Raw genomic sequence first — 22,389 nt, forward strand, 5'->3', positions numbered from 1 at the left:
GCTTTTCAATATGAACATTCAATGTTATTTTGAAGACAAGATTTAAAAACCTCAAAAACAGCTTATTGTAATGCATAATAATATTGAAATTTATCTTCAGGCTTTAAATTCTGCCAATTCTGGGATTATCATCACCGATAATACTCAGCCTGATAATCCTATTATTTATTGTAATAAAGCGTTTGAAATCATTACAGGGTATTCTCACAACGAAATTATTGGTCACAATTGCCGTTTTTTACAGCAGGAAGATCGCAATCAGGAAGAAAGACAAATCATCAAAGATTGCATTTCTCAAGAAAAAGAATGCAAAGTTGAGATTCGTAATTACAAAAAAAACGGTACTCTTTTTTGGAATGAACTTTACATTTCTCCCGTAAGAAATAGCGATAATGAAGTTACTCACTTTATTGGTGTACAAAATGACATTACAGAACGAAAGCGTGCAGAAAATGAGCTTAGAGAAGAAAAACTTTCGGTTGAAAAAAAGATAAAGCTAAGAACCAAAGAATTGGTTGATAAAGAAGCTTTTCTTTCCAGTATTATTCAAACCGTTCGTGAAAGTCTTTTGGTTTTAGATAATGACTATAAAGTTTTAAGTGCAAATACACACTTTTTAAATTCATTTAAAGTTACCAACGAAGATACAGTCGGGAAACTGCTTTTCGAATTGGGAAACCATCAATGGGATATTCCTTCTCTTAAAGATTTACTGACAAAAATATTACCAACAAACAATCCTGTAATTGATTATGAAGTAGAGCATACTTTCCCATTCATTGGAAGAAAGATTATGTTGCTTAATGCTTACAGAATTGAGTTTGAAGGGCAATATAAAGACCGAATTCTGATCGCTATTGAAGATATTACAGATAAGAAAGAATTAGACAGACGAAAAGATGATTTCCTTTCAATCGCAAGTCATGAATTGAAAACTCCTTTAACGACAATAAAAGGTTTGGTGCAACTTCTACAAAGGATGATGCCGGAAAATTCTACCGAGCGATATATTTCTACTCTAGATAAGATTTCCATTCATGTTGACCGTTTAAACGAATTGATTAATGGACTTCTTGATACCTCAAAAATTCAATCAGGAAATATTGAAATTCATAAAGAACCTTTCGAAATAGATAAAATTTTAAAAGATACCATTGAAACCCTCTCAATTTCTCATCCTAAGCATAATATTAAATTGGAAGGGATTACAAAAACTACGATAATGGGTGATGATCTGCAGGTTACACAAGTAATTAATAACTTGATTTCAAATGCAGTTAAATATTCACCAAATTCCAAAAACATTGACATTTATGCCAATAAAGTTGGAAGCTATGTAAAAATATCAATCAAAGATTATGGTGTCGGCATCAATAATCAGGATAAAGCAAAAATATTTAATCGGTTTTTCAGAGCCGGAAACATACAGAAAAAATTTCCCGGATTAGGAATTGGTCTTTATATTTCTCACGAAATTATTGCCAATCACAACGGTACACTTTGGGTAGAAAGCGAACCGGGGCAAGGTTCCACTTTTAGTTTTACCCTTCCAATAATGAAAACTAATGATAATGAATAATAAGAAAATAATGGTCTGTGATGACGACCAAGGAATACTGGATGTGATTCAGATGCTGCTGGAAACGGAAGATTTTACAGTATTTACGGAGATTAACAGTCCGGATCTTATCGATAATATAAAAGAAAACTCTCCGGATCTTCTGCTTTTAGATTTATGGATGCCTCTTTTATCGGGTGATCAAGTGTTGAAAACAATTCGTCAAATGGATGATATTAAAAATATTCCTGTAATTGTTTTATCTGCAAGTGTTGATGGCAGTGATATCGCTTCCGATGCAGGTGCAGATGCGTTTGTTGCAAAACCGTTTGATTTGGATGATCTTGTTTCTAAAATTAAAGGATTGCTGATGAATTAATTATATTTTCAAACTTCAATTTTTCATTATACTAAATTTTAAAATCCTATAATTGTATAGGGTAAATTTTCTTGCATTCCTAAATTCACGCTACTCTGCTTAATCGCAAGTACCAAAATCACTTTGGAATATGTTTTGTTAATGACCTCAATAATAGCCAATAACCAAATGAAAAACTCAACCGTAAAAAAGAAAACGCTCAAAAAAAAGATATTTTGGACAGTCGGAATTTTTTTCGCCATTGTCTGCATTTTTCCATTTGCCTTGGATTATTATCTCCAAAAAAAACTTCCCGATCTTATTAATGACAAAACACCTTACAAAGTTGAGCTGAATGGGTTTAATTTAAGTTTATTAAAGGGTAATCTTAAAGCATCTGATCTTAAAATCACGACTAAAAATCCTAAAGACACTTCGGTCACACAAATAAATGGGACAATAAAAAGCATTAATATCGCAGATGTAGCTATTATGAAAGCTATTTTCAGTAAAAAATATCATGCTGAAAGCTTCCTGCTCACCGATTCCAACATTAAAGTAAAATTGGCAAAGCCTAAAAAAAATAAAGAATCTAAAAATTCAAAATTAGATTTGCACATCAATAATGTCACCATTAACAATGTTTCCGCAGACATAGAAAACTTTATTGGAAAGCCTGTTTTTAAAGGTAAAAATATTAATGTTCAGTTAAAAGAGATTAAACAGAGTGATCAAAAATCTAAAATTCCTTTGGCTTTTTCAGAGTTTAAAATAAATGCTGATGAGGTGAAAATTGGTGTAAATGATAATTATGAAATTGTAGCCGATAAAATAAATGCAGCAAACAAAAAGCTGGAATTATTACAATTTCATCTTCAACCTTTAAAACCTACGAATCAATACAATTCGAAAAATGTGTTTGATTTTTCTACTCAAAATCTAAGTGCTGAAGACTTCAACGTGAGTCAGGATTCGTTGATTGTTTCTAATATTACTTTCGAAAATCCTGATTTAAAAGTATATTCTACAGGAAAAAACATCGTCGATAAAACCGATAATCCAAAAGAAATTGATTTAAAAATAGGTTTAAAAAATATCTATTTCAAGAAAGGAAAAATTAATGTTTTTCAGAGTAATAAAGAAAAAACTGCTTCGGTTGACAATTTCAATTTTAATTTGAGTGATATTGTTTTTGATAAAAATACGGTAAAAGAAAAAATTCCTTTCCGATTTACAAAACATGATATTGAAGCTGAAAATATTTATTTTAAAGCAGATCCGCTTCAGGCTGTTAAAATTAAAAACATTTCTTCAAAAGATTCAAATATTACTATTGACGGATTTGAAATGATTGCTTTGGGAAAAAGTTCTACTAAAGACCTTTTTAACATCAACACAAAACAAATCAAAATACTGAACAACCAAAGTAAATATATCGGGCAAAAACTGAGTGTTAAATTTCGAGGAATTGAAGTAGATAATCCTGAAATTAAAATTATTTCTGCAGTCAACAAAAAGAAACAAACACAAAAAGCCACTACTCCACCAGAATTTACCGCTGATATAGGATTTTTGCACATCAGTAATGGAAAAATTTCGCAAAGAGTTCAGAATTTGGATAAAATGTCAATCGGAACATTAGATGTGAAACTAGATCATATTATATCAAATACTCAATTACTAAAAAGCAGTTTTCCTTTTACCACGCAAAAAAGTGATATTAATGCAGAAAATATTTATTTGGATGCCGGTAAATACTACAAGCTAAAATTAGGTCAAGTAAAAAATAATGGTAAAACGACTGAAATCAACAGTTTTAATTATCTTCCAAAATATTCTCGAGCTGGGTTTAGCAAAGTGATTGCAAAAGAGGAAGATTTATACACCATTACTGCGAAAAAAATAAATATAAAAGACAGTAAATCGATTTTTGAAGAACATAAAAACATAGATTTAAATACCATCGATATCGATGGTTTAAACTGTAATATTTATCATGATTTGGCTCCGCCGGATGATATTGCGGTACGATATCTTTTCAGTAAAAAACTTCGTGACGTAAAAATTCCTTTATTCATTCAAAAGATTAATCTAAAAAATTCTATTCTGGAATATGAAGAAAATGCAGAGAACAGCAATATTCCGGGAAAACTGACTTTTAACCGCTTTAATGCAACTATTTCTAATGTAAATAATGCGAAGATTAAAGGCAGACCAACCACAATAAATACCGATGCATCTTTTGATTTTTACGGAACTGCTCCTACGAAAGTTAATTGGAAATTTGACGTAACCGATCCTGCCGATAAATTTACTATTAAAGGTAATATTGAAAAGCTTTCTGCAGAAAATGTAAACCTTTTTGTACGTCCTTATCTTAATATTACTTTAGATGGAAATATTGATTACCTGAAATTTGATTATTACGGAAGCAATGCAGGAATTGCGGGAAAATTTTATTTCAAGTACAATGATATGTATGTCAATTTTCTCAACAAAAAAGGAAATGAAAGAAAACTTTTAAGTAAAGTTGCCAATTGGTTTGTAAAAGACGAATCGACTGGTGAACCCAACCACGTAGTTATCGAAAAGAAAAGAGAACCGGAAAGAAGTTTTTTCAGTATGCTGTGGCAAGGATTGATGGAGGGTTTGAAGAAATATCTTATTTAAAAATATACTATTTAGCTCTCCACAAAAGAAAATACTTATTAAATTTTTAAGAAAAAAAATCCAACCTGTAATTGCTCAGGTTGGATTTTTAGATAAAATAATTTTAGTTTTATTCTACAATTAGCTTTAAAGTAAATAATTTCCTGGTATATACTTTTACAAAATAAACACCTTTCGGTAAATTTTCGTTTACTAAAGAGAATTTTTGGTCATTTACATTTTTCGTTTCGTATAATAATTGTCCGGCAGCTGATAAAAGCTGAATCTTTTCAATAGGATAATCACTTTTAATGAAAGTCGGCTGTCCTGGTTTTGCAGGGTTCGGATAGAGAATTACGTTTTTCTCAGTAGCATTGTGTGTCTCGTTTGTGCATAAAGTTGCACCCACTACCTCAAAAGAAACTCTATTGGAAACTTCTGTGTAAGAATCATTGGTAAACATTACCATATAATAATTTCCGGTCGTTGTCGGAACACCGTTTACATTTCCGGTAATCGTTTTTGTACCTTGTGTAACCCCGTCAAAATAAGTGTATGATGTAAATTGATCATTTGGCACCTGCACACTTTGAGGATAAATTCCTAACCAATCTTTGATGATTCCCGGAGAATCCGTCCAGGATGCTGTGATATTTTCTCCTAAAGTGTAAACCGGTTTGTTGATCCAAAGATCTGTAACAATATCACCTACTTTAAAGAAAACTTTCTCACCTATTTGCGTGTAACCGTCTTCTAAAAGATAAGTTGCATAATAATATCCTTTTGGTAATCCCGTAAAGTTTTTTGTTCCGGCTGCAGTAGTTACATAACTCCAAGCTGCGGAAGGGTTTGCTGATCCCGGTACTTGTCCCATTTTGTAGATTCCGATCCAATCATTGGTAAGATTGGGTCCGTTAGAATAATTTACTACAACAGTTCCACCAACAGGATAAGAATCTGCTGTCGTCTGCAGAACAACTTTTGGTCCTATATAGAAATTTTTTCTACCGGTAATTTCCGTGTATCCATTATTAGCAAAAAAACCTGCAAAATACTGTCCTTTCGTCGCTAAACCTGTATTGAAATTGGCTGTTCCTGAAGTTTGTCCGTCAGTATACTTATAAGTCTGAGAAGTTACTGCAGTAGGATTTTGACCTTTTTTGTAAATTCCTATCCAATCCTGCTGGTTTCCGGGACCATCTGTGTAGGTTGCAAGGATGGCTTCATTTTGAAGATATTCTGTTTTATTTAAAACCAACTGAGGATTAGAAACTACACTTCCAGTTATCTGAAAAGATTTCACATCACTCCAATCACTCCACTCCAGATTTCTGTCTCTGTAACGTACTTTCACGTAGTAAACTCCATTTGTAATAGAATTCGCTGCAATAGTTGCTTTTGTGAGATCTACTCCAGCATTTATATTCTTTGTCACATCGGGATTTCCTGTACCGTCTTTTCCGAACCAGTTTTCATAATCACGGTAAAATTCTTTATCGATTACAGAAAAATCTGCCGTTTTACTGATAAGGAACTGAGAAGTATTTAAAAGTTCTGAAGTTGTAGTTGAAAAAGCACTTCCGTTTAAAGTCAAAGGTAGTGTTACTGGTGCTGTAAATACATTGTTAACTGTAGGTTTTGTAGGTTTTGCTAAATTTTTATATCTGTGGAAGCTGTCAACCAAAATACTGTTTTTTTGGTTATAAATACTTCCTATTGAGTAGCTTTCAACATCAACTTTTCCGTTGATAACATCCACTTCAATGATTTGATACGTCCAATCAGTCAGTGTTTTTTGCACGTCATCAAAATCCTGCTCGTTAGACATTCCCCAATATTGATCCCACGCTGTTCCACCAGAAATAATTTGATAATTTGGCGAATTTTTGAGCTGCCCTCTATGATAAAGATGATGGTGAGCGCCAACATGCATTAAATATTTGTCTGAAGTGGTCAACATTGGTACTGCTGTATTTCTTACCCACGTCGAAATATCACCAACATATTGTTCAGCCTGATAAGGTCTGTGGCTTAAAGAAATAATCCAATGTACCGTGTTATCTGTAGCAGCGGCAGTAAGAACCTGTTGAAGCCAAGTTTGTTGCGCAGCACCTGTATGTTCTGAACTTAAGCTTACAAATAAAACATTTCCGGCCTGTTGTGCATAATAGTTTTCGTTTCCTGAGCTGATGTTTTTGTAGCTAAGTTCATCAATAAAAAAGTGCGCGTAATAAGAGCTCATTCCTAAAGTTCCATAGGTTTCATGATTTCCCACAGTAGTTTGAATGGGAAGATAAGGAGAAAGCTTTTGGTTTTTCTTAAAGTGAACATTTTCATAATGGTCAAGTGTTCCTACGTCCACTTGATCTCCCACCATAAAAGTTAAAGCGATATTGTCTGAAGGATCATTTGTTGCACCAAATCTTTCTTTAATTTTTTTGTAAGCATGAAGATTTAGAGAGTCATATCTGGGTTCATTTTTGATTTGATTATCTCCCATAATCAGAAATCTGATTTTTCCATTTGCAGTTACAGGCTGCCCTGGAAGAGGAAGTGTACGAAAATTATATACAGCAGATTCGTTGGTTCCTGTTTTGGTTTTATAATAATATTTTGTATTCGGCTGAAGATTCGTAATTTTTGCCGTATGATAAAAGTAATTATTGCTGTACCCTGTATCAGAAAAAACATTAGTGGTTCCGGTAACAGTAACGCTGAGGTTAGTAGGAGAAGTTCCGTAATAAACGGTTGTTTCGTTATTGGAAGATGTTTTCCAATTCACAATCATCGAGTTGGGAGTTGGGTTCTGCAGATAAGGAACCAACGTTTGCCCAAAACCGATTTGTATTACAAAGCAGCAAAGCAGAAGTAAATAATGTTTCATAAGATGGAATAATAGGATTAGATTTTTAATGCGGCAAAGCTATGTACTTCCTATTATCACACTATTAATGGTCTGTTAACTATTATTTACATTATCTAATCAGTTCAAATTGAATCTTAACTTATATTTAATAAAAACTTCAAACCAGACATTTAAGTCTCAATAGAAATTAATTATTGAAAACAACTATAAATTTAAAAACATTAGAGAATGTTGAAAAAAAATTTGGCAAGAATTAGATTCTGATGAAAATTCATATTTAATTGTAAACTGCAACAATTTACGTAAAAAACCTCTGGATGATTTTTATTGAAGATTTGAGGATTATGATTAGTTAAAATATAGGTTTAGATTATTTAATCTCAATTACTACTGAAAAATTAGATAAAAATATTTTTGCTGAAGAAGATTTATTAATTGCAGTTTTAGAAAGTAGTATTGAATTTTGGAAAAATCACAAAGAAAACCATTCATTAATTTGTGATATTTTTCAACGAAATGAGTCTTTGCTGAAAGAGTTTGATAAAAATTGGGAAATCAAAAAAAAGTAGTTTGATTGTTTAAACTTTAAATGTATCAGCAAAACAGATAAATAAAAAATCTTCAATTACACATTGAGAGATATTTAAGAAAGTTTATTATTTCAAATACTCCTCATCCCTCACAGGCAGCAACCAAATCACCGCCTCCTTATCACTGTTTCCAATGGCCAAATGAGAAAAATGACTGTCGATACTTGCGCCGTGCCAGTGCTCCACATTGGGCGGACATTTGATGACATTACCTTTTCGCAGAATTTTCTTTGCCTGTCCTCTTTCCTGATAGTAGCCGACGCCGTCTGTCACCAATATAATCTGCCCTCCCGGATGTTTGTGCCAGCGGTTTCTTGCGCCCGGTTCGAAAGTGACGTTGCCGACGGTAATTGGATTTTCAGGGTCATTCGTTACCAACATTTTCAGGTAAGCGGTTCCTGTAAAATTTTCGCTCTTTACTTTTTCGCCTTTTTCAAACAGGGTTTTAGATTCCGTCTGCATATTTTTTTGAGTTTGAGACTTCAGTTGACTGTTTGAAAAAATAAGAATCACAAAACTTAGAGACGTCAGAAATGATGCTTTTTTCATTTGTAAAATTTTAAATTTATTTTGATTTTCTTGTTTTTAAAACTTCTTTCAGAACCGTGGCAGCCGCTGCTGATTTTTCCTTACTGATGGTCGGAGTGATAACATTAACAAATTCATTCAACTGTTCGGGCGACCAACCGACATTTAATGAAAGTCCCAAATGCGACTGCAACATTGGGTCCGCATCGCCAATGGCGGTGATAATGGAAATGGTCACCAATTCTCTCTGTTTAAATGTCAAAACACCTCTTTCGAAAATATCTGCAAACAGATGTTCCTTTAAAAAAGTATCAATCGCAGGTGCAAACGCTGAATATCCTGAAAGTTTATCAGGTTGCGGCGCACCAGAAAGTTCTTCCAATATCTTTTTACCTCTTTCGTACTTGGTCTTTTCATCAATAATCGGCGAAGCTTCAGCTCCTACATTATCCCTGATGCCTTTAGTTTTTCGTTGTTCCAAGACTTCCATAAAAGTCTGCAAACCTCTAATGCTTCTCGGAAAACCGCAGTAAGCATAAGAGTGAACAATCATTTCTTTGATTTCGTTAATGGTCAAACCAGCATCGAGACCTGAATTTAAAGCTGTTTTCAGTTCAGTCAGTTTTCCATGCGCTGTGAAGGATGAAATGGTGATAATACTTTTATCTTTTGAATTTAATTCTGAATTTGATGTTGACATTTGCTGTGCTTTTATTGTATTGAAAAACAGTGAAATTCCCGTCAGTAAAACGATTACGGTTGTCAATTTTATTCTCTTCATTTTCTTTTGCTTTAAATATAATTTTAACTATTTCGTTTTATTTAAACCAATTTTGGTCAGCCATTCTCTGACTTTCTTTTCCGCCTCAGTTTTCTTTTTGCCTTCCATTACAAACAAAATCCCGTCACGCTCTACGCCGCCTTTCATTTTAAATCCTTCCAGAACTTTACTTTCCGGACTTAGTTCTTTAACCGTATCAAAACTGCTTCCGACTCCGTAACCTGCATTCGTGTTGAACGGAATGATGGTTTTGCCTTTTAAATCATTTTGTTTCAGAAAACTTTTCATTGGTGGCGGCAGTTTCATTCCCCACGTTGGAAAACCGATGAAGACGATGTCATATTTCTCAATGTTTTCAATCTTCGTTTTCAGCGGTGGCAAAAATGCGGATTCATTTTCTTTCGAAACCTGGTCAACGATTGCTTTATAATTTTCGGGATAAGGATTTTGAAGTTCCAGTTCCACCAAGTCTCCACCCACATTTTTCTGAATGATTTCTGCAATGGTTTTGGTGTTTTTGGTTCTTGATAAATAAAAAATCAGCACTTTTTTATCTTTTAATGATTCTTTTTCTGATATTGTTTCCTGTGCCTTAGAGCAGGAGAAAAAATAGAGAACTGATATTATGAATATGATGTAATTCTGCATTACAAATAATTTAATTTATTAATGTTACGATGTCTATACTTGTTTTACTTTAATAAATGGAAACGCCTTTGTTTACGATAAAATTTGGAATGCTGATGCCAATATTTTTGTTTAGTTTTGTGTTGAATTCAACGCAAGGTTAGACAAAAAGGTCAGCTAACCGCTTTAAATCAAAGTAAAACAAAGGCACTCCGTTTCAATAAGAAATACAAAGTTTTAAATTTTTAATAAACTGTTCTTCCTAGCTGACCAACAGGTTATTAATCTAATTTTTTAGCCTTCAGCCATTGGCTCATCAAATCAGCCACCTGAATATTATTTAAATCAGAAAAAGGGAAATGTGTATTGCCTTTCAGACCGACCTCGGGAAGATGAACGACTGTCACATCGCCACCATATTTATTGACCGCATCTCGCCACAACCTCGCCATCTGCAAACGTGCTCTCCAACCGTCAGCTCCCGAATTTTCCGAATACTTTTCAGGAATATTGTCGCCGTAATAAATGATAATCGGGACTTTTGTCAACTTTAAAAAATCTTCTTTGGAAACCGAAGAAGCTTCGAGTGCACCTGCAGAACTTGCAATGGATTTTGGTAATTCGCCCTCAGGAAAAACGAAACCACTTCCCGGCTCGTACGAAACGATACCTTTTACATTTTGGTTTTTAATCGCGGTCAGCCAACCCATTCCACCTGAATGAGAATGCGTGACCAAAACTCCGGCTCCGATTTTATTGAATAGTGCTGAAGCTGCATCAACATTTACCTTAATATCAATCGTCCCAATATTTGGTGTCATAGACCGGAAATATTGATTGAGTGTGGCAGAATCTTTGGCAAACTGTACACCTTCGTAATATTTTGGCCATAATCCCACACGGAAAACATTAAACCAATTTTGCTCATCGGGAGTCGGCTCAATTGTAGAAGCTACCGTACTTCTTCCCGCATTTCCTCTTCTCGGCTGGTCCATAATGTAAACCGGAAAATCCCTGCGCAGAAAAATATTCTGAAAACCTTCTCTTCCGTCTGGAGTTGTCTCCCAGGTTTTTGAAAACTGTCCGATTCCGTGCCACATTACCAATGGATATTTTCGGGCTTTCACAGGAATCTGATAAAAAACATAAGCGTGGTCGCCTCTGAAAGTCTGTCCTTCAGCAGTTGGTTTTTGCGGATTAAATGTTCCCGGACTTTTGATAACAGTTCCTCCAACCGCAAAACTTCCCTGCTCTGCAATCATCAATGGTTCCTTCGCATTTTTCTGAGCCTGAATATTGGTATTTGAAAATACTATTAAACCAATTAAACTTAAATATTGTATCGCCTTAGTTCTCATCTCTATTTCTTTTCCGGGGTCATTGTTTTGGTGAATGACAGTGAACCCAATTTCCAGGTTCCGCTCTTTTTCACAAATACTTCCGTTACAATAAACGGATTTGTGACTTCATTTCCACCAACCACGGCCACTAAATCCATTTTGGTCAGAATAATAGCGGTGTTTTCAATAATGTTTACCGATGTTTCGTGGATGTCGGCTTTCTTGTACCAGATTCCGCCACTTTTGATGACATCCAATTCCTGCTTTTTGCCCCACGAACCGCCCATATGCACGAATACTGATTTTTCGTCAAAAAGTTTCTCCAGTTTTTCGGCATCTTTAGAAGACATCCAATCCCATTTGTCTTTGGAAAGCTGGATGATTTCCTGTTCAGATTTTGTCTCTTTTTTCACGACGTTTTCCACTTTTGCCTGCTGTGCGAACGTGTAGGTAGAACTTGCAGATATGACTAATGCAACAATTAATGCTTTCATTTTTTTTGATTTTAAATTAAATTATTTCCCAACTCTCGACTGTAAATGCTGTGGATAACGTTCCCCGACGATTTCAATCTGGCTCAGTGATTGCGCGATTTTAGATAAATCATCAGAAGAAAGTTCTAAAGATGCTCCACCGACATTTTCCTCCAGTCTGTGCAGTTTTGTAGTTCCCGGAATTGGTGTGATGAACGGTTTCTGCGCCAACAGCCAAGCCAAAGCAACCTGCGCGGGTGTTGCCTCTTTTTCTGCAGCAATCGTTTTCAATAAATCAACCAAAGCCTGATTTGCCTTTCTGTTTTCCTCAGAAAATCTCGGGACAAGATTTCTGAAATCATTCTTTTCAAACTGTGTACTTTCATTGATAGCTCCAGTCAAAAATCCTTTTCCTAACGGACTGAAAGGCACAAAACCGATTCCCAGTTCTTCCAGCGTCGGGATAATTTCTTTCTCGGCATCACGGAAAAACATCGAATATTCACTTTGCAAAGCCGAAACAGGCTGTACGGCGTGCGCTTTTCGAATGCTTTCGGCACTGGCTTCCGACAATCCGAAATGCTTTACTTTTCCTTCGTCAATCAATTCTTTTACCTTTCCTGCCACGTCTTCCATTGCAATATTCGGGTCTACTCTGTGCTGATAAAATAGGTCGATATAATCTGTCTTCAGTCTTTTCAAAGAATCCTCTACTACTTTTCGGATTCTTGCCGGACTGCTGTCTAATCCTTTGCTGGAATCGCCATCCTGAAAACCAAATTTCGTAGCGATGACCACTTCATTTCGGAAAGGTTGCAAAGCTTCGCCCAACAATTCTTCATTGGTAAATGGGCCGTAACATTCAGCCGTGTCGAAAAAAGTAACACCCTTTTCAAATGCTGTTCTAATTAATTTAATAGCTTCCTGTTTTTCCGTCGCAGGTCCATAGCCGAAACTCAAACCCATACATCCTAATCCTAAAGCCGAAACTTCCAATCCCTGGTTTCCTAATATTCTTTTTTGCATTATATTCTATTTATATAGTCAGTGAAATTTTATTTATAATATTCTTCTTCCGTAACAGGCTGCAACCATACCACCGCACCTTTGTCATTGTCAGACACTGCGATGTGGACCATATGCTCGTTTGCACTTGCGCCGTGCCAGTGCTCTACATTGGGCGGACATTTGATAACGTCGCCTTTCTTTAGTATTTTCTTTGGTTGGCCTTTTTCCTGATAATAGCCAATTCCATCGGTAACCAAAAGTATCTGTCCTCCCGGATGCAAATGCCAGTTTGTTCTGCCTTTGGGTTCAAAACTTACGTTGCCAATCGTTGTTGTATTGAGACTATCTGCATTTATAAGCATTTTGAGATAGGCCGTTCCTGTGAAATTATTGTTTGTTATTTTTTCTCCTTTCGGGAAAAGTTCTTTCGAATTCGAAGGCTTGTTCTGTGAGTATCCATTGACCATAAAAATGGCTGATACCAAAGCTGTCATTACTTTTTTCATAATATCTAGATTAGTAAAACGAAGGTTTGTCCCAATTGGTATCTGGTTCGCTGACTCCCAGACTGGTCTTTAAATACTTGTCGCTCTCGTCTTTTAAAATATCGACGACCAATTGTGAAACCGCCTGCCTGCTTACCTGAGCTCCTTCAAAAGGCTGTCCTTTCTGTGTAAGCTGATAGTTTCGGTTTCCTTCCTCGTTATAAAGCCACGTCAACCTTAAAATAGTGTAATCAAATTCAGGAATTTCAAATAAGGTTACGCTGTCTTTATGATTCTGAATACCTCTGGTTCCAACCATTCTTTCATTCCATTTTCCAAATTCACCCGGAACTTCATCATATATCCCAAGGATTGAGGCCAGAATAATTCTTTTGGTTCCGGTAACTTTCATCGCTTTTGCAATTGCTGCGACTCCGTCTTTGCTGTTCATATCATTCAGGTAAATGGCATCTGCATTTTTCATTGTCTCTTCAAGAAGTCCGGTATTGGTAAAATCACCATCAACAATAGTTACTCTGCCTGAATTAACCTGTAACCTTTGAGAAGCCTTTCTTGCAAATAATATCAATTCGTTATCCGTTTGATCCAAGAGATCTTTGGTGAGCATCTTTCCAATCTGACCTGCTGCACCTAATATTAATATTTTCATTCTGATTTTGATTAAAATTAAAATCAATCTGATTTTAATAATTCAGATTAATTATTTTGAAACAACCTTTTCAACAACCGCCTTGGCTGATTTGCTTTTCGCATCACTTATCGTCGGAGAAATTACTTCTGCAAATTCTTTCAGCTGTGCCGGTGACCAGCCGACATTGAGTGAAATTCCCAAGTGACTTTCTAACATCGGTTCAGCCTCGCCAATTGCGGCAATCACAGAAATGGTGACCAACTCTCGTTGGGCATAGGTCAAAACATCTCTTTCAAAAATATCAGCAAACAAATGCTCTTTTAAAAAAGTATCTATTGCAGGTGCAAAAGCAGAATAACCTGAAAGTTTTGCTGGCTGTGGTGTTTTGGAAAGCTGACCCAAGATCTTCTTTCCACGTTCATATTTGCTGGCACCATTGGAGATTGGCGTAGCTTCTTTTCCTACAATATCATTGACACCTCTGTTTTTTCGTTCTTCCAATACTTCCATAAAAGTCTGCAAGCCACGGATGCTTCTTGGGAAACCACAGTAAGCGTACGTGTGAACGAGTATTTCTTTGATTTCATTAACTGTTAAACCTGCATCAAGACCATTATTCAAAGTCGTTTTTAGTTCAGGTAATTTTCCCTGAGCCGTATTTGACGAAATGGTGATGATACTTTTTTCTTTGTTAGTTAAAAAGTTGTGATCTGCTTGATTTTTCTGTGCGTTCATTGTACTAAAATTAAATGAGAGAATTAGTAACATCAACCATTTAAACCATTGATTTTTGTGCATAATGATAATTTTATTTTACAGCTTCTCTATATTCTTCGTCACTTACAGCTTCCAGCCAGATATTTTTATTGGTTTGAGGATTACAGGTGACGCCGATATGCGAAAACCAGCTGTCTGCCGCAGCACCGTGCCAATGTTCTACATCTGCCGGAATCTCCACGATGTCGCCCGCTTCCAATCTTCTGGCTGGTTGATTTCTTTCCTGATAATATCCCGAACCACCCACGCAAATGAGAATCTGTCCGCCGGTATGCGTGTGCCAGTTGTTGCGACAACCCGGCTCAAAAGTCACATTGGCCATCGGTACATTTAAATCGCTATTGACTGTCAGTGGAGCCAGATAAGATTTCCCTGAAAAATACTGTTCGAATGCACTATTACTTTCTCCTGTCGGGAAAGCGCTTATTTTTGGGATATTTTTTTCCATTTTACTTTTTATTTTATTTGATTGATTTACTTTTTCAAAGGTGCTTCCACATCAGAAAACTGCTGTACGAAAGGCGGTAATCTCTCGCCTTCGATTTTCACAGCATCAATCTGCGTATTGAATTCTTTAAATTCTGCATCGCTGAATTTGATTTTATCCGCTCCGATATTGTCCAGCATATTTGACATTTGAGTTGTTCCCGGAATGGGTACAATCCACGGTTTTTGATGAAGCAGCCACGCCAAAGAGATCTGAGCAGGCGTCGCCTCTTTTTTCACGCTCCAGTCTTTCAGAACTTTGACTAATTTTAAATTTTGCTGAATATTTTCCGGAGAAAAACGGGTTTCATTTCCACGGATGTCGCCTTGTGCAAAACGCGTGTTTTCATCAATAGCTCCGGTCAAAAAACCTACACCCAACGGACTCCACGGAACAAAACCAATTCCCAATTCCTCGCAAAGCGGGATAATTTTCTTTTCCGGTCCGCGCCACAACAATGAATATTCATTTTGAATGGCTGTCACAGGATGTATTTTATGCGCTCTTCTCACCGTTTCTACGCCAGGTTCTGAAAGTCCGTAGTACAGAACTTTTCCCTCTTTTATTAAATCTTGAATGGCACCAACCACATCTTCAATCGGAACTTCAGGGTCAACACGGTGCTGATATAACAAGTCGATTCGGTCCGTTTTTAGACGCTTCAGTATTCCTTCAACCACTAATTTGATATGTTCAGGCTTGCTGTTCAATCCGGGCAGACGTTTTCCGGTTTCCTGGTCGATGTTCCAGCCGTATTTGGTTTCGATTACAATTTTATCGCGAAAAGATGAAGTTGCTTCTCCCAAAATTTTCTCACATTCGAAAGGACCGTAAGCTTCTGCGGTATCAAAAAGTGTCACGCCGCTGTCGAATGCTTTCTGAATAATTCTGTGCATTTCTTTCCGGTTTGGAATCGTGGTCTGATAAGTCCGGCTCATATTCTGAACACCCAACCCGATGCTTGAAACCTCTAAAGATTTGCCCAATTTTCTACGGCTGGGAAGCGAACCATTTTCATTAGCACCAAAACCTGATGTTGCAGCTTTTGCCAGATTCCCAAAGGGTAACAATGCGGTTCCTACCGTTGCCAATCCAAGGGTTTTTAAAATATCTCTTCTGTCCATTTTAATGTTTTTAAGTCTTGATTAATTTACAAATCCAGTTTTCTTTCGCTCAGCCATTTGACCATATTCGGGTCTCTGTGGTCAAAAAACAGACTCGCACTGGTATCTAAAGTTGAAATCGCCTGCATTTCTTCTGCGGACAATTCAAAATCAAAAATGTCAAAATTTTCCGCCATTCTTTCTTTTCGAACTGATTTTGGAATCGCCACAATACCTCTTTGAGTTAACCAACGCAGGATTATCTGAGCCACAGATTTATTATTTTTAACCGCAATTGATGTTAAAGTTTCGTTTTTAAAAATATCATTTTTACCTTCTGCGAATGGTCCCCAAGATTCTATCTGAATATTGTTTTCCTGAAGGAATTTCTGCGTATCCACCTGCTGATGGAAAGGATGCGTTTCGATTTGATTGACAGCCGGCGTAAACCCGCTATTCGCAATTAAATCTGCGATTCGGTCAGGATGAAAATTGGAAACGCCAATCGCTCTCACTTTTCCCTGAAAATACAGTTCCTGCATCGCTCGCCAAGAACCAAAAATATCTCCATAAGGCTGATGAATTAAATATAAATCAAGATACTCCAGCTGTAATTTATTGAGTGATTTTTCAAACGCTTTCAACGTATTTTCATAGCCTGCATCCTGAATCCAAAGTTTTGTGGTGATAAATAATTCCTCTCTCGCAACACCGCTTTTACTGATGGCATTTCCTACTGCTTCTTCGTTTCCGTAAGATGAAGCTGTATCAATTAATCTGTATCCTGTTTCAATAGCCTCAAGGACTGCTTTTTCACATTCTGCCAAATCCGGCACCTGAAATACACCGAATCCTAAAATCGGCATTTCCACACCATTGTTTAATATTACTTTTTGCATAATTTTAAATTGATTTTAAAAAATTGATTATTCGGATAATCAACTTCCTATGCAAATTTCCGCCCTTATGATGAACCTTTTTGTAGACAGATTACGGTATTACCTACCAATATTACAGATGTGAAGTTTTACACTGAGAAGACATTGATTTTATAATTAGATTTGTATCAGAAAATGAAACTGCTATGAGTAATTCCGTTAATTTTGAAACCGTTAATGATTATAATCTATTTAATAATCACGAGACATTGCATCCTTTGGTGAGCGTTATTGATTTCTCTAAAGCTCACAAGAGAACAGGTTCTAAAATGAATTTTAATCTCTACTGTATTTTTCTGAAGGATGTAAAATGTGGTGACTTGAAATATGGTCGGGCAACGTACGATTATCAAGAAGGTACATTGGTTTTTGTCTCTCCGGGACAGGTTGTAGATGTTGAAAATAAAGTAGATTTTTATCAGCCAATGGGTCACGGACTGGTTTTTCATCCTGATTTGATTAAAGGAACACCACTTGCCAAAAGTATCTCGGAATACGGCTTTTTCAGCTATCAAAATAATGAAGCGTTACATTTATCCTCGAAAGAACAGCAACTGGTTTTGGAATGTTTTGCTAAAATTCAGTCAGAACTCGAACAGTCTGTGGACAAACACAGCAAGAAACTGATTGCTTCCAACATCGAACTTTTCCTCAATTACTGTGAGCGTTTCTACGACAGACAGTTCATCACGAGAGAAAATGTCAACAAAGGAATTCTGGAGAAATTTGAAGAATTATTGAACAGTTATTTCAATTCAGAAAAGCCCAACAGTTTTGGTTTGCCTTCTGTAGCTTTTTGTGCAGAAGAACTCAATCTGTCTCCCAACTATTTTGGAGATTTAATTAAAAAAGAAACCGGGAAAACGGCGCAGGAATATATTCAGAATAAAATCATTGATGTTGCCAAAGAAAGGGTTTTTGATGCTGATAAATCCATCAGTCAGATTGCCTATGATTTAGGGTTTAAATATCCTCAGCATCTGACGAGACTGTTTAAGCAAAGAGTTGGTTATACGCCTATTGAGTATAGAAACTTGAATTGAGTTTAAGAACGACAATCAAATAAATCGTCTATGAAAGTGTTTGAAGATAATCCGCCTTAGTCAAAAAGTCATTTTATTTTAAGAAATTATAAACTTCAGAAATATTTTCCAGATTATAATTCACCAATCCCAACGACCCATTTTGCCCATTCACCGAAAAAATCATCACTTTTTTAAGATTCATCCTGAACTTTACATCAGAAAAAAGAGCAATACCGCTCCCACTTAAATCTTAAAATTATGAAAACAAACATCGGACTTACAGAGCAAAACACAGAAGCTGTAGCAGAACAATTGGCAAAACTTTTAGCTGACGAAACGGTACTTTACATCAAAACAAGAAACGCCCACTGGAACGTGACTGGCGACAATTTCCACGCAAACCACATTTTCTTTGAAGAACAGTACAAACAGCTGGACGAGTTGATTGACAGCGTTGCAGAACGTCTAAGAAAAATAGGTCATTACGCACCTGCAACGATGAAAACTTATCTTGAATTAACACATCTTACCGAATACAGCGAGCGTACCAACGACGGATTAGGCTTTATGAAAGATTTACTAAAAGACCACGAAAGCATTATCGATTTTCTAAGAGGAAACGTCACCCCTTTCGCAGACAAATACAAAGATTACGGTTCCAGCGACTTCATCACAACCCTGATAGAAACGCACGAAGAAATGGCGTGGATGATTCGTTCTTACTTCAGATAAATACGTTGTCACAAATGCACTAATTTAATTTAAAAGAATATATTATTCGTGTATTCGTGGCATTCAAAAATTTCGCATTAGAATCTAAAAAATTATGCAAAAAAATTCTTAGTAGTTTTAATTATATTTGTGTCAACCATAATAAACTATCCCTATGAAAGCTTTAATTGTTGATGACAATGATATCGCCAGAACAACTTTGGCGCATTTGGCAAAACAAGTTCCGAATCTGACAATTGTCAGTGAATATTCCAACGCTATTGAAGCTTACAACCATTTGCAGAACAATCAGATTGACTTGATATTTTTGGATATCGAAATGCCGGAAATGACCGGAATCGAACTCACCAAAAACCTTTCAGGGAAAGACATTATCATTATTTTCACTTCATCCAACAAAGATTACGCACTCGAAGCTTTCGAACTCAATATCGCAGATTACATCCTGAAACCCGTGATGCCGGCAAGATTTTTACAAGCCGTCAGCAAAGCGCAATCGATTCTGGAAAGCAGAAAAGAAGAGGTGGAAGTCACCAAAGATGAGTTCCTTTTCGTCAGAGATTCCAATATTACTAGGCGTTTGAAGCTCGACGATATTTTTTACGCCGAGGCAATGGGCGATTATGTGAAGTTTTACACAAGAGAAAAAATGTTCGCCATCCACGGCAAGATGAAAACAGCGGAAGAACGTCTCCCGAAAGACCATTTCATCAGAGTTCATCGCTCTTACATCGTTTCGGTTGGCAAGATAGACACACTCCAGGACGGCGGAATTATGATAAACGGAAAATTCATTCCCGTCGCAGATGCTTATCGAAAGGCACTCAACACGAGGATGAATGTTTTCTAAAATTTTAATTTGGGCAGCTATTTCCGTCTTCCGCTCCCAATCTTTTTTGCACAAGATTTCAGATTAAATAGAACTTGAGAACAAGCAAAAAAGGATTTCCGCTCAAGTCGGGCTGCAGATTCAGTGTAAAAGAAACATCAACATAAAAACACAGTTTTGTCATTCCGTAGGAATCTTAATTATTCTTTTAAATACTTTGTTGAGATTCCTACGGAATGACAAACTTAATATTTTAATCTTTGCTGAGTGGAAACGCCCTTGCGAACTAAAATATTTTCAATAAGAGTAAAAAAATCTTTGCGGACTTTGCGTTAAAAACAAAGAAAAACATTTATGAAAAAAATATCCTCAGTAATGGGAAACAGACGGTTCAGTTATTTCATCATCCTCACATTTATTGCGGGTTCTCTCCTGTTGATAGCGGTTCAAATCAATTCGGCTAAAAATACCAAAGAACTCATCCAAAATAACAACCGACTTCTGAACGAGTTACGTTCCAGCAATCATCTGCGTGAAATCGACCGTGATATTCTCGGCGTGGAAAGCAGAATCAGAGCTTCAATTGCAACCAATGACACCACACATCTGGAAGGAATTGACCAAAAAATCAGTCAGATAGAAAACTTCCTCGATTCACTTTCCAAAGACAATTCAGACGATGTTGAAGAAAGATTGATTCACAGATTGAGCGTTCTTGCAATGGAAAAGAAGACGACAAAAGACAAATTACTGCACCGTTATCATACCCTTGGAAATATGGACGACAACACTTCCATTGCCAATCCAAGAGCCAGAAAAATCTCAAATGAAATCACTTCTATCACTGCAAAAATCTACGAAAGCCGAAAACTTCATATGGTTGACCTCAGCAAAGAGACTGAAGCGATGGGACAAAAAGCGAGGTTGTATGATATTTCCCTATTGATTCTCTTGATTTTGAGCGGTTCCATTGTCGGTTATCACATTCTTCGTCAGTTCAAACGTCAGCGATTGCTGATTCAGGAATTGGATGTTGCGGAGAAAAAAGCTTCAGTAGCTGCGCAAACCAAAGAAAATTTCCTCGCCAATATGAGCCACGAAATCAGAACGCCATTGAGTGGAATTTTAGGCTTTACCAACCTTTTACAGAAAAGACCTTTGGATGAAACTTCGAAAGAATTTGTTTCCTCAATTCAAAGGTCTGGAGAAAATCTGATGGCGATTATCAATGATATTTTAGATTTATCAAAAATCGAAGCCGGAATGATGCGCATTACCAAAGGCATCTTCAGCATCAATGGATTGGTGAATTCAGTCGAAACATTTTTCGTAGAACGGGCGAAAGAAAAAGGCTTGACGATTTCCAGCAAAATCGATACTTCTATTCCTGATACTTTGAATGGCGACGCCACGAGACTCACGCAAATTTTGGTCAACCTCATCGGAAATGCCATTAAATTTACGCATCAGGGAAATATTACTGTCGAAATTTACAATAAACAACAGACCGAAAACGAAGTCATTGTCGGCTTTAAAGTTTCTGACACCGGAATCGGAATTGATAAAGAAAAACTCATTGAAGTTTTTGAAAGATTCAATCAGGGCGAAGATTCAACGACCCGAAATTATGGCGGAACCGGACTTGGTTTATCGATTGTGAAAAGCCTGATTCAGTTGCAAAACGGCGATATCGAAGTCATCAGCGAACAGGGAAAAGGCACAACTTTTCATTTTTACATTCCTTATACAATTGCAAAAGAACAGCTGCATGTGATTCCTAAAATTGATACCGATTATTTTAAAGATAAAACAAATGCGCCTTTGAAAGTGTTAATCGTGGATGACAACGCTATCAATCAAAGTCTGATGAAACATCTCCTTTCCCAATGGAACATCGATTTTGAAACTGCAAACAACGGTCTGGAAGCTGTAGAATTTCTCAGAAATAATGATTGCGATTTGGTTTTAATGGATATTCAGATGCCACAAATGGACGGTTACGTTGCCACGCAGACCATCCGTGAAGAACTGAAACTAAGCACGCCCATCATCGCAATGACCGCACACGCTTTGGCTGGCGAACGCGAAAGATGTATGAGCCGTGGAATGAACGAATACATTTCTAAACCGATAAAAGAGGAAGAATTATTCAAATTAATCTCCAATTTCGGTCTGAAGGAAAATGAAAAAATCGAAGTAAAAACCGAAGAAATTGCTTCTCATTATGAGTTTATCGACCTTAGTTATTTGAAGTCTATCAGCAATGGCGACAAAGATTTTGAAAGAACGGTGACGCAACAGTTTTTAGATAATGTCCCGACTCATTTGCAGGAATTGAAACTGGCTTATGAAAATAAAGATTTTAAATTGCTGAAATTGAGAGCCCACGATTTAAAATCGAGTGTTGCGATAATGGGTTTGCTAACTTTATTAGAGGAAAAATTAGATATTTTAGAATTAACAACAGAAGAAAATCCGTCATCAGGAAAAGCTTTGGAAGAAGTAAAAGATATTTTACTGAAATCTTTCTTCGAAACTAAATTATTTATGAAAACCATCGATAATTAAATAAATTAAAAACCA

The 22,389-nt window shown here is 36.3% G+C and carries 20 protein-coding genes; 7 read left to right on the forward strand and 13 right to left on the reverse strand.

Translation table 11 applies throughout. From position 1 onward, the window contains the following. The first annotated feature begins 70 nt into the window (after positions 1-70). The 3 genes from OEA66_RS02320 to OEA66_RS02330 all read left to right on the forward strand — a co-directional run bounded on the left by OEA66_RS02320 (position 71) and on the right by OEA66_RS02330 (position 4,586). Positions 71-1,579 (forward strand): sensor histidine kinase, encoded by a 1,509-nt coding sequence (locus tag OEA66_RS02320; protein WP_267279835.1) that lies wholly within the window; start codon positions 71-73, stop codon positions 1,577-1,579. Then, positions 1,572-1,937 (forward strand): response regulator transcription factor, encoded by a 366-nt coding sequence (locus tag OEA66_RS02325; protein WP_267265177.1) that lies wholly within the window; start codon positions 1,572-1,574, stop codon positions 1,935-1,937. Before OEA66_RS02320 ends, OEA66_RS02325 begins: the two co-directional genes overlap by 8 nt. Before the next feature lie 141 nt (positions 1,938-2,078). Further along, complete coding sequence (locus tag OEA66_RS02330) at positions 2,079-4,586, forward strand: hypothetical protein (RefSeq protein WP_267279836.1); 2,508 nt, start codon at positions 2,079-2,081, stop codon at positions 4,584-4,586. A 109-nt stretch (positions 4,587-4,695) separates the two neighbouring features. Here OEA66_RS02330 and OEA66_RS02335 read toward each other — a convergent pair whose 3' ends face one another. From OEA66_RS02335 to OEA66_RS02395, 13 genes are all read right to left on the reverse strand, one after another. Next, positions 4,696-7,449, reverse strand: a complete 2,754-nt coding sequence (locus OEA66_RS02335) for a fibronectin type III domain-containing protein (protein WP_267279837.1) — start codon at positions 7,447-7,449, stop codon at positions 4,696-4,698. Between the two features lie 638 nt (positions 7,450-8,087). Beyond that, complete coding sequence (locus OEA66_RS02340) at positions 8,088-8,570, reverse strand: cupin domain-containing protein (RefSeq protein ID WP_267279838.1); 483 nt, start codon at positions 8,568-8,570, stop codon at positions 8,088-8,090. A gap of 16 nt (positions 8,571-8,586) precedes the next feature. Further along, positions 8,587-9,330: a carboxymuconolactone decarboxylase family protein gene (locus tag OEA66_RS02345; RefSeq protein ID WP_267279839.1), complete on the reverse strand. Its 744-nt coding sequence runs from the start codon at positions 9,328-9,330 to the stop codon at positions 8,587-8,589. Positions 9,331-9,357: 27 nt separating this feature from the next. Continuing rightward, positions 9,358-9,978 (reverse strand): flavodoxin, encoded by a 621-nt coding sequence (locus OEA66_RS02350; RefSeq protein WP_267279840.1) that lies wholly within the window; start codon positions 9,976-9,978, stop codon positions 9,358-9,360. 260 nt (positions 9,979-10,238) lie between these two features. Continuing rightward, positions 10,239-11,315, reverse strand: coding sequence for an alpha/beta hydrolase (locus tag OEA66_RS02355; protein ID WP_267279841.1), 1,077 nt, complete (start codon positions 11,313-11,315; stop codon positions 10,239-10,241). Positions 11,316-11,317: 2 nt separating this feature from the next. Further along, positions 11,318-11,791 (reverse strand): nuclear transport factor 2 family protein, encoded by a 474-nt coding sequence (locus OEA66_RS02360; RefSeq protein ID WP_267279842.1) that lies wholly within the window; start codon positions 11,789-11,791, stop codon positions 11,318-11,320. Between the two features lie 21 nt (positions 11,792-11,812). Continuing rightward, a complete protein-coding gene (locus tag OEA66_RS02365; RefSeq protein ID WP_267279843.1) occupies positions 11,813-12,796 on the reverse strand; it encodes an aldo/keto reductase in 984 nt (327 codons plus the stop codon). 29 nt (positions 12,797-12,825) lie between these two features. Further along, positions 12,826-13,284 carry a cupin domain-containing protein gene (locus OEA66_RS02370; RefSeq protein ID WP_267279844.1) on the reverse strand — a complete coding sequence of 153 codons (459 nt, stop codon included), beginning with the start codon at positions 13,282-13,284 and terminating at the stop codon, positions 12,826-12,828. A 10-nt stretch (positions 13,285-13,294) separates the two neighbouring features. Beyond that, positions 13,295-13,933, reverse strand: coding sequence for an NAD(P)H-binding protein (locus OEA66_RS02375; protein WP_267279845.1), 639 nt, complete (start codon positions 13,931-13,933; stop codon positions 13,295-13,297). A gap of 51 nt (positions 13,934-13,984) precedes the next feature. Further along, entirely contained in the window at positions 13,985-14,650 is a 666-nt protein-coding gene (locus tag OEA66_RS02380) for a carboxymuconolactone decarboxylase family protein (protein ID WP_267279846.1), read from the reverse strand. 73 nt (positions 14,651-14,723) lie between these two features. After that, entirely contained in the window at positions 14,724-15,140 is a 417-nt protein-coding gene (locus tag OEA66_RS02385; RefSeq protein ID WP_267279847.1) for a cupin domain-containing protein, read from the reverse strand. Positions 15,141-15,166: 26 nt separating this feature from the next. Beyond that, entirely contained in the window at positions 15,167-16,303 is a 1,137-nt protein-coding gene (locus OEA66_RS02390; protein WP_267279848.1) for an aldo/keto reductase, read from the reverse strand. Positions 16,304-16,329: 26 nt separating this feature from the next. Continuing rightward, positions 16,330-17,181, reverse strand: a complete 852-nt coding sequence (locus OEA66_RS02395) for an aldo/keto reductase (protein ID WP_267279849.1) — start codon at positions 17,179-17,181, stop codon at positions 16,330-16,332. A 185-nt stretch (positions 17,182-17,366) separates the two neighbouring features. On the opposite strand from OEA66_RS02395, the gene OEA66_RS02400 reads away from it, so the two are divergent. From OEA66_RS02400 to OEA66_RS02415, 4 genes are all read left to right on the forward strand, one after another. Next, positions 17,367-18,263 carry a helix-turn-helix domain-containing protein gene (locus OEA66_RS02400; RefSeq protein ID WP_267279850.1) on the forward strand — a complete coding sequence of 299 codons (897 nt, stop codon included), beginning with the start codon at positions 17,367-17,369 and terminating at the stop codon, positions 18,261-18,263. 240 nt (positions 18,264-18,503) lie between these two features. Beyond that, positions 18,504-18,977: a Dps family protein gene (locus tag OEA66_RS02405; protein WP_267279851.1), complete on the forward strand. Its 474-nt coding sequence runs from the start codon at positions 18,504-18,506 to the stop codon at positions 18,975-18,977. 154 nt (positions 18,978-19,131) lie between these two features. Then, positions 19,132-19,827, forward strand: a complete 696-nt coding sequence (locus OEA66_RS02410; RefSeq protein ID WP_267279852.1) for a LytR/AlgR family response regulator transcription factor — start codon at positions 19,132-19,134, stop codon at positions 19,825-19,827. Between the two features lie 333 nt (positions 19,828-20,160). Beyond that, on the forward strand, positions 20,161-22,374 hold the full coding sequence (locus OEA66_RS02415; RefSeq protein ID WP_267279853.1) for a hybrid sensor histidine kinase/response regulator: 2,214 nt from the start codon (positions 20,161-20,163) through the stop codon (positions 22,372-22,374). Positions 22,375-22,389: the final 15 nt, after the last annotated feature.

The organism is Chryseobacterium luquanense (genome assembly GCF_026460945.1).
GTDB lineage: Bacteria > Bacteroidota > Bacteroidia > Flavobacteriales > Weeksellaceae > Chryseobacterium > Chryseobacterium luquanense.

Coding starts and splice junctions, on each gene's coding strand:
- OEA66_RS02320 (WP_267279835.1), top strand. CDS start 71: ATGCATAATAATATTGAAATTTATCTTCAGGCTTTAAATTCTGCCAAT.
- OEA66_RS02325 (WP_267265177.1), top strand. CDS start 1,572: ATGAATAATAAGAAAATAATGGTCTGTGATGACGACCAAGGAATACTG.
- OEA66_RS02330 (WP_267279836.1), top strand. CDS start 2,079: ATGACCTCAATAATAGCCAATAACCAAATGAAAAACTCAACCGTAAAA.
- OEA66_RS02335 (WP_267279837.1), bottom strand. CDS start 7,449: ATGAAACATTATTTACTTCTGCTTTGCTGCTTTGTAATACAAATCGGT.
- OEA66_RS02340 (WP_267279838.1), bottom strand. CDS start 8,570: ATGAAAAAAGCATCATTTCTGACGTCTCTAAGTTTTGTGATTCTTATT.
- OEA66_RS02345 (WP_267279839.1), bottom strand. CDS start 9,330: ATGAAGAGAATAAAATTGACAACCGTAATCGTTTTACTGACGGGAATT.
- OEA66_RS02350 (WP_267279840.1), bottom strand. CDS start 9,978: ATGCAGAATTACATCATATTCATAATATCAGTTCTCTATTTTTTCTCC.
- OEA66_RS02355 (WP_267279841.1), bottom strand. CDS start 11,315: ATGAGAACTAAGGCGATACAATATTTAAGTTTAATTGGTTTAATAGTA.
- OEA66_RS02360 (WP_267279842.1), bottom strand. CDS start 11,791: ATGAAAGCATTAATTGTTGCATTAGTCATATCTGCAAGTTCTACCTAC.
- OEA66_RS02365 (WP_267279843.1), bottom strand. CDS start 12,796: ATGCAAAAAAGAATATTAGGAAACCAGGGATTGGAAGTTTCGGCTTTA.
- OEA66_RS02370 (WP_267279844.1), bottom strand. CDS start 13,284: ATGAAAAAAGTAATGACAGCTTTGGTATCAGCCATTTTTATGGTCAAT.
- OEA66_RS02375 (WP_267279845.1), bottom strand. CDS start 13,933: ATGAAAATATTAATATTAGGTGCAGCAGGTCAGATTGGAAAGATGCTC.
- OEA66_RS02380 (WP_267279846.1), bottom strand. CDS start 14,650: ATGAACGCACAGAAAAATCAAGCAGATCACAACTTTTTAACTAACAAA.
- OEA66_RS02385 (WP_267279847.1), bottom strand. CDS start 15,140: ATGGAAAAAAATATCCCAAAAATAAGCGCTTTCCCGACAGGAGAAAGT.
- OEA66_RS02390 (WP_267279848.1), bottom strand. CDS start 16,303: ATGGACAGAAGAGATATTTTAAAAACCCTTGGATTGGCAACGGTAGGA.
- OEA66_RS02395 (WP_267279849.1), bottom strand. CDS start 17,181: ATGCAAAAAGTAATATTAAACAATGGTGTGGAAATGCCGATTTTAGGA.
- OEA66_RS02400 (WP_267279850.1), top strand. CDS start 17,367: ATGAGTAATTCCGTTAATTTTGAAACCGTTAATGATTATAATCTATTT.
- OEA66_RS02405 (WP_267279851.1), top strand. CDS start 18,504: ATGAAAACAAACATCGGACTTACAGAGCAAAACACAGAAGCTGTAGCA.
- OEA66_RS02410 (WP_267279852.1), top strand. CDS start 19,132: ATGAAAGCTTTAATTGTTGATGACAATGATATCGCCAGAACAACTTTG.
- OEA66_RS02415 (WP_267279853.1), top strand. CDS start 20,161: ATGAAAAAAATATCCTCAGTAATGGGAAACAGACGGTTCAGTTATTTC.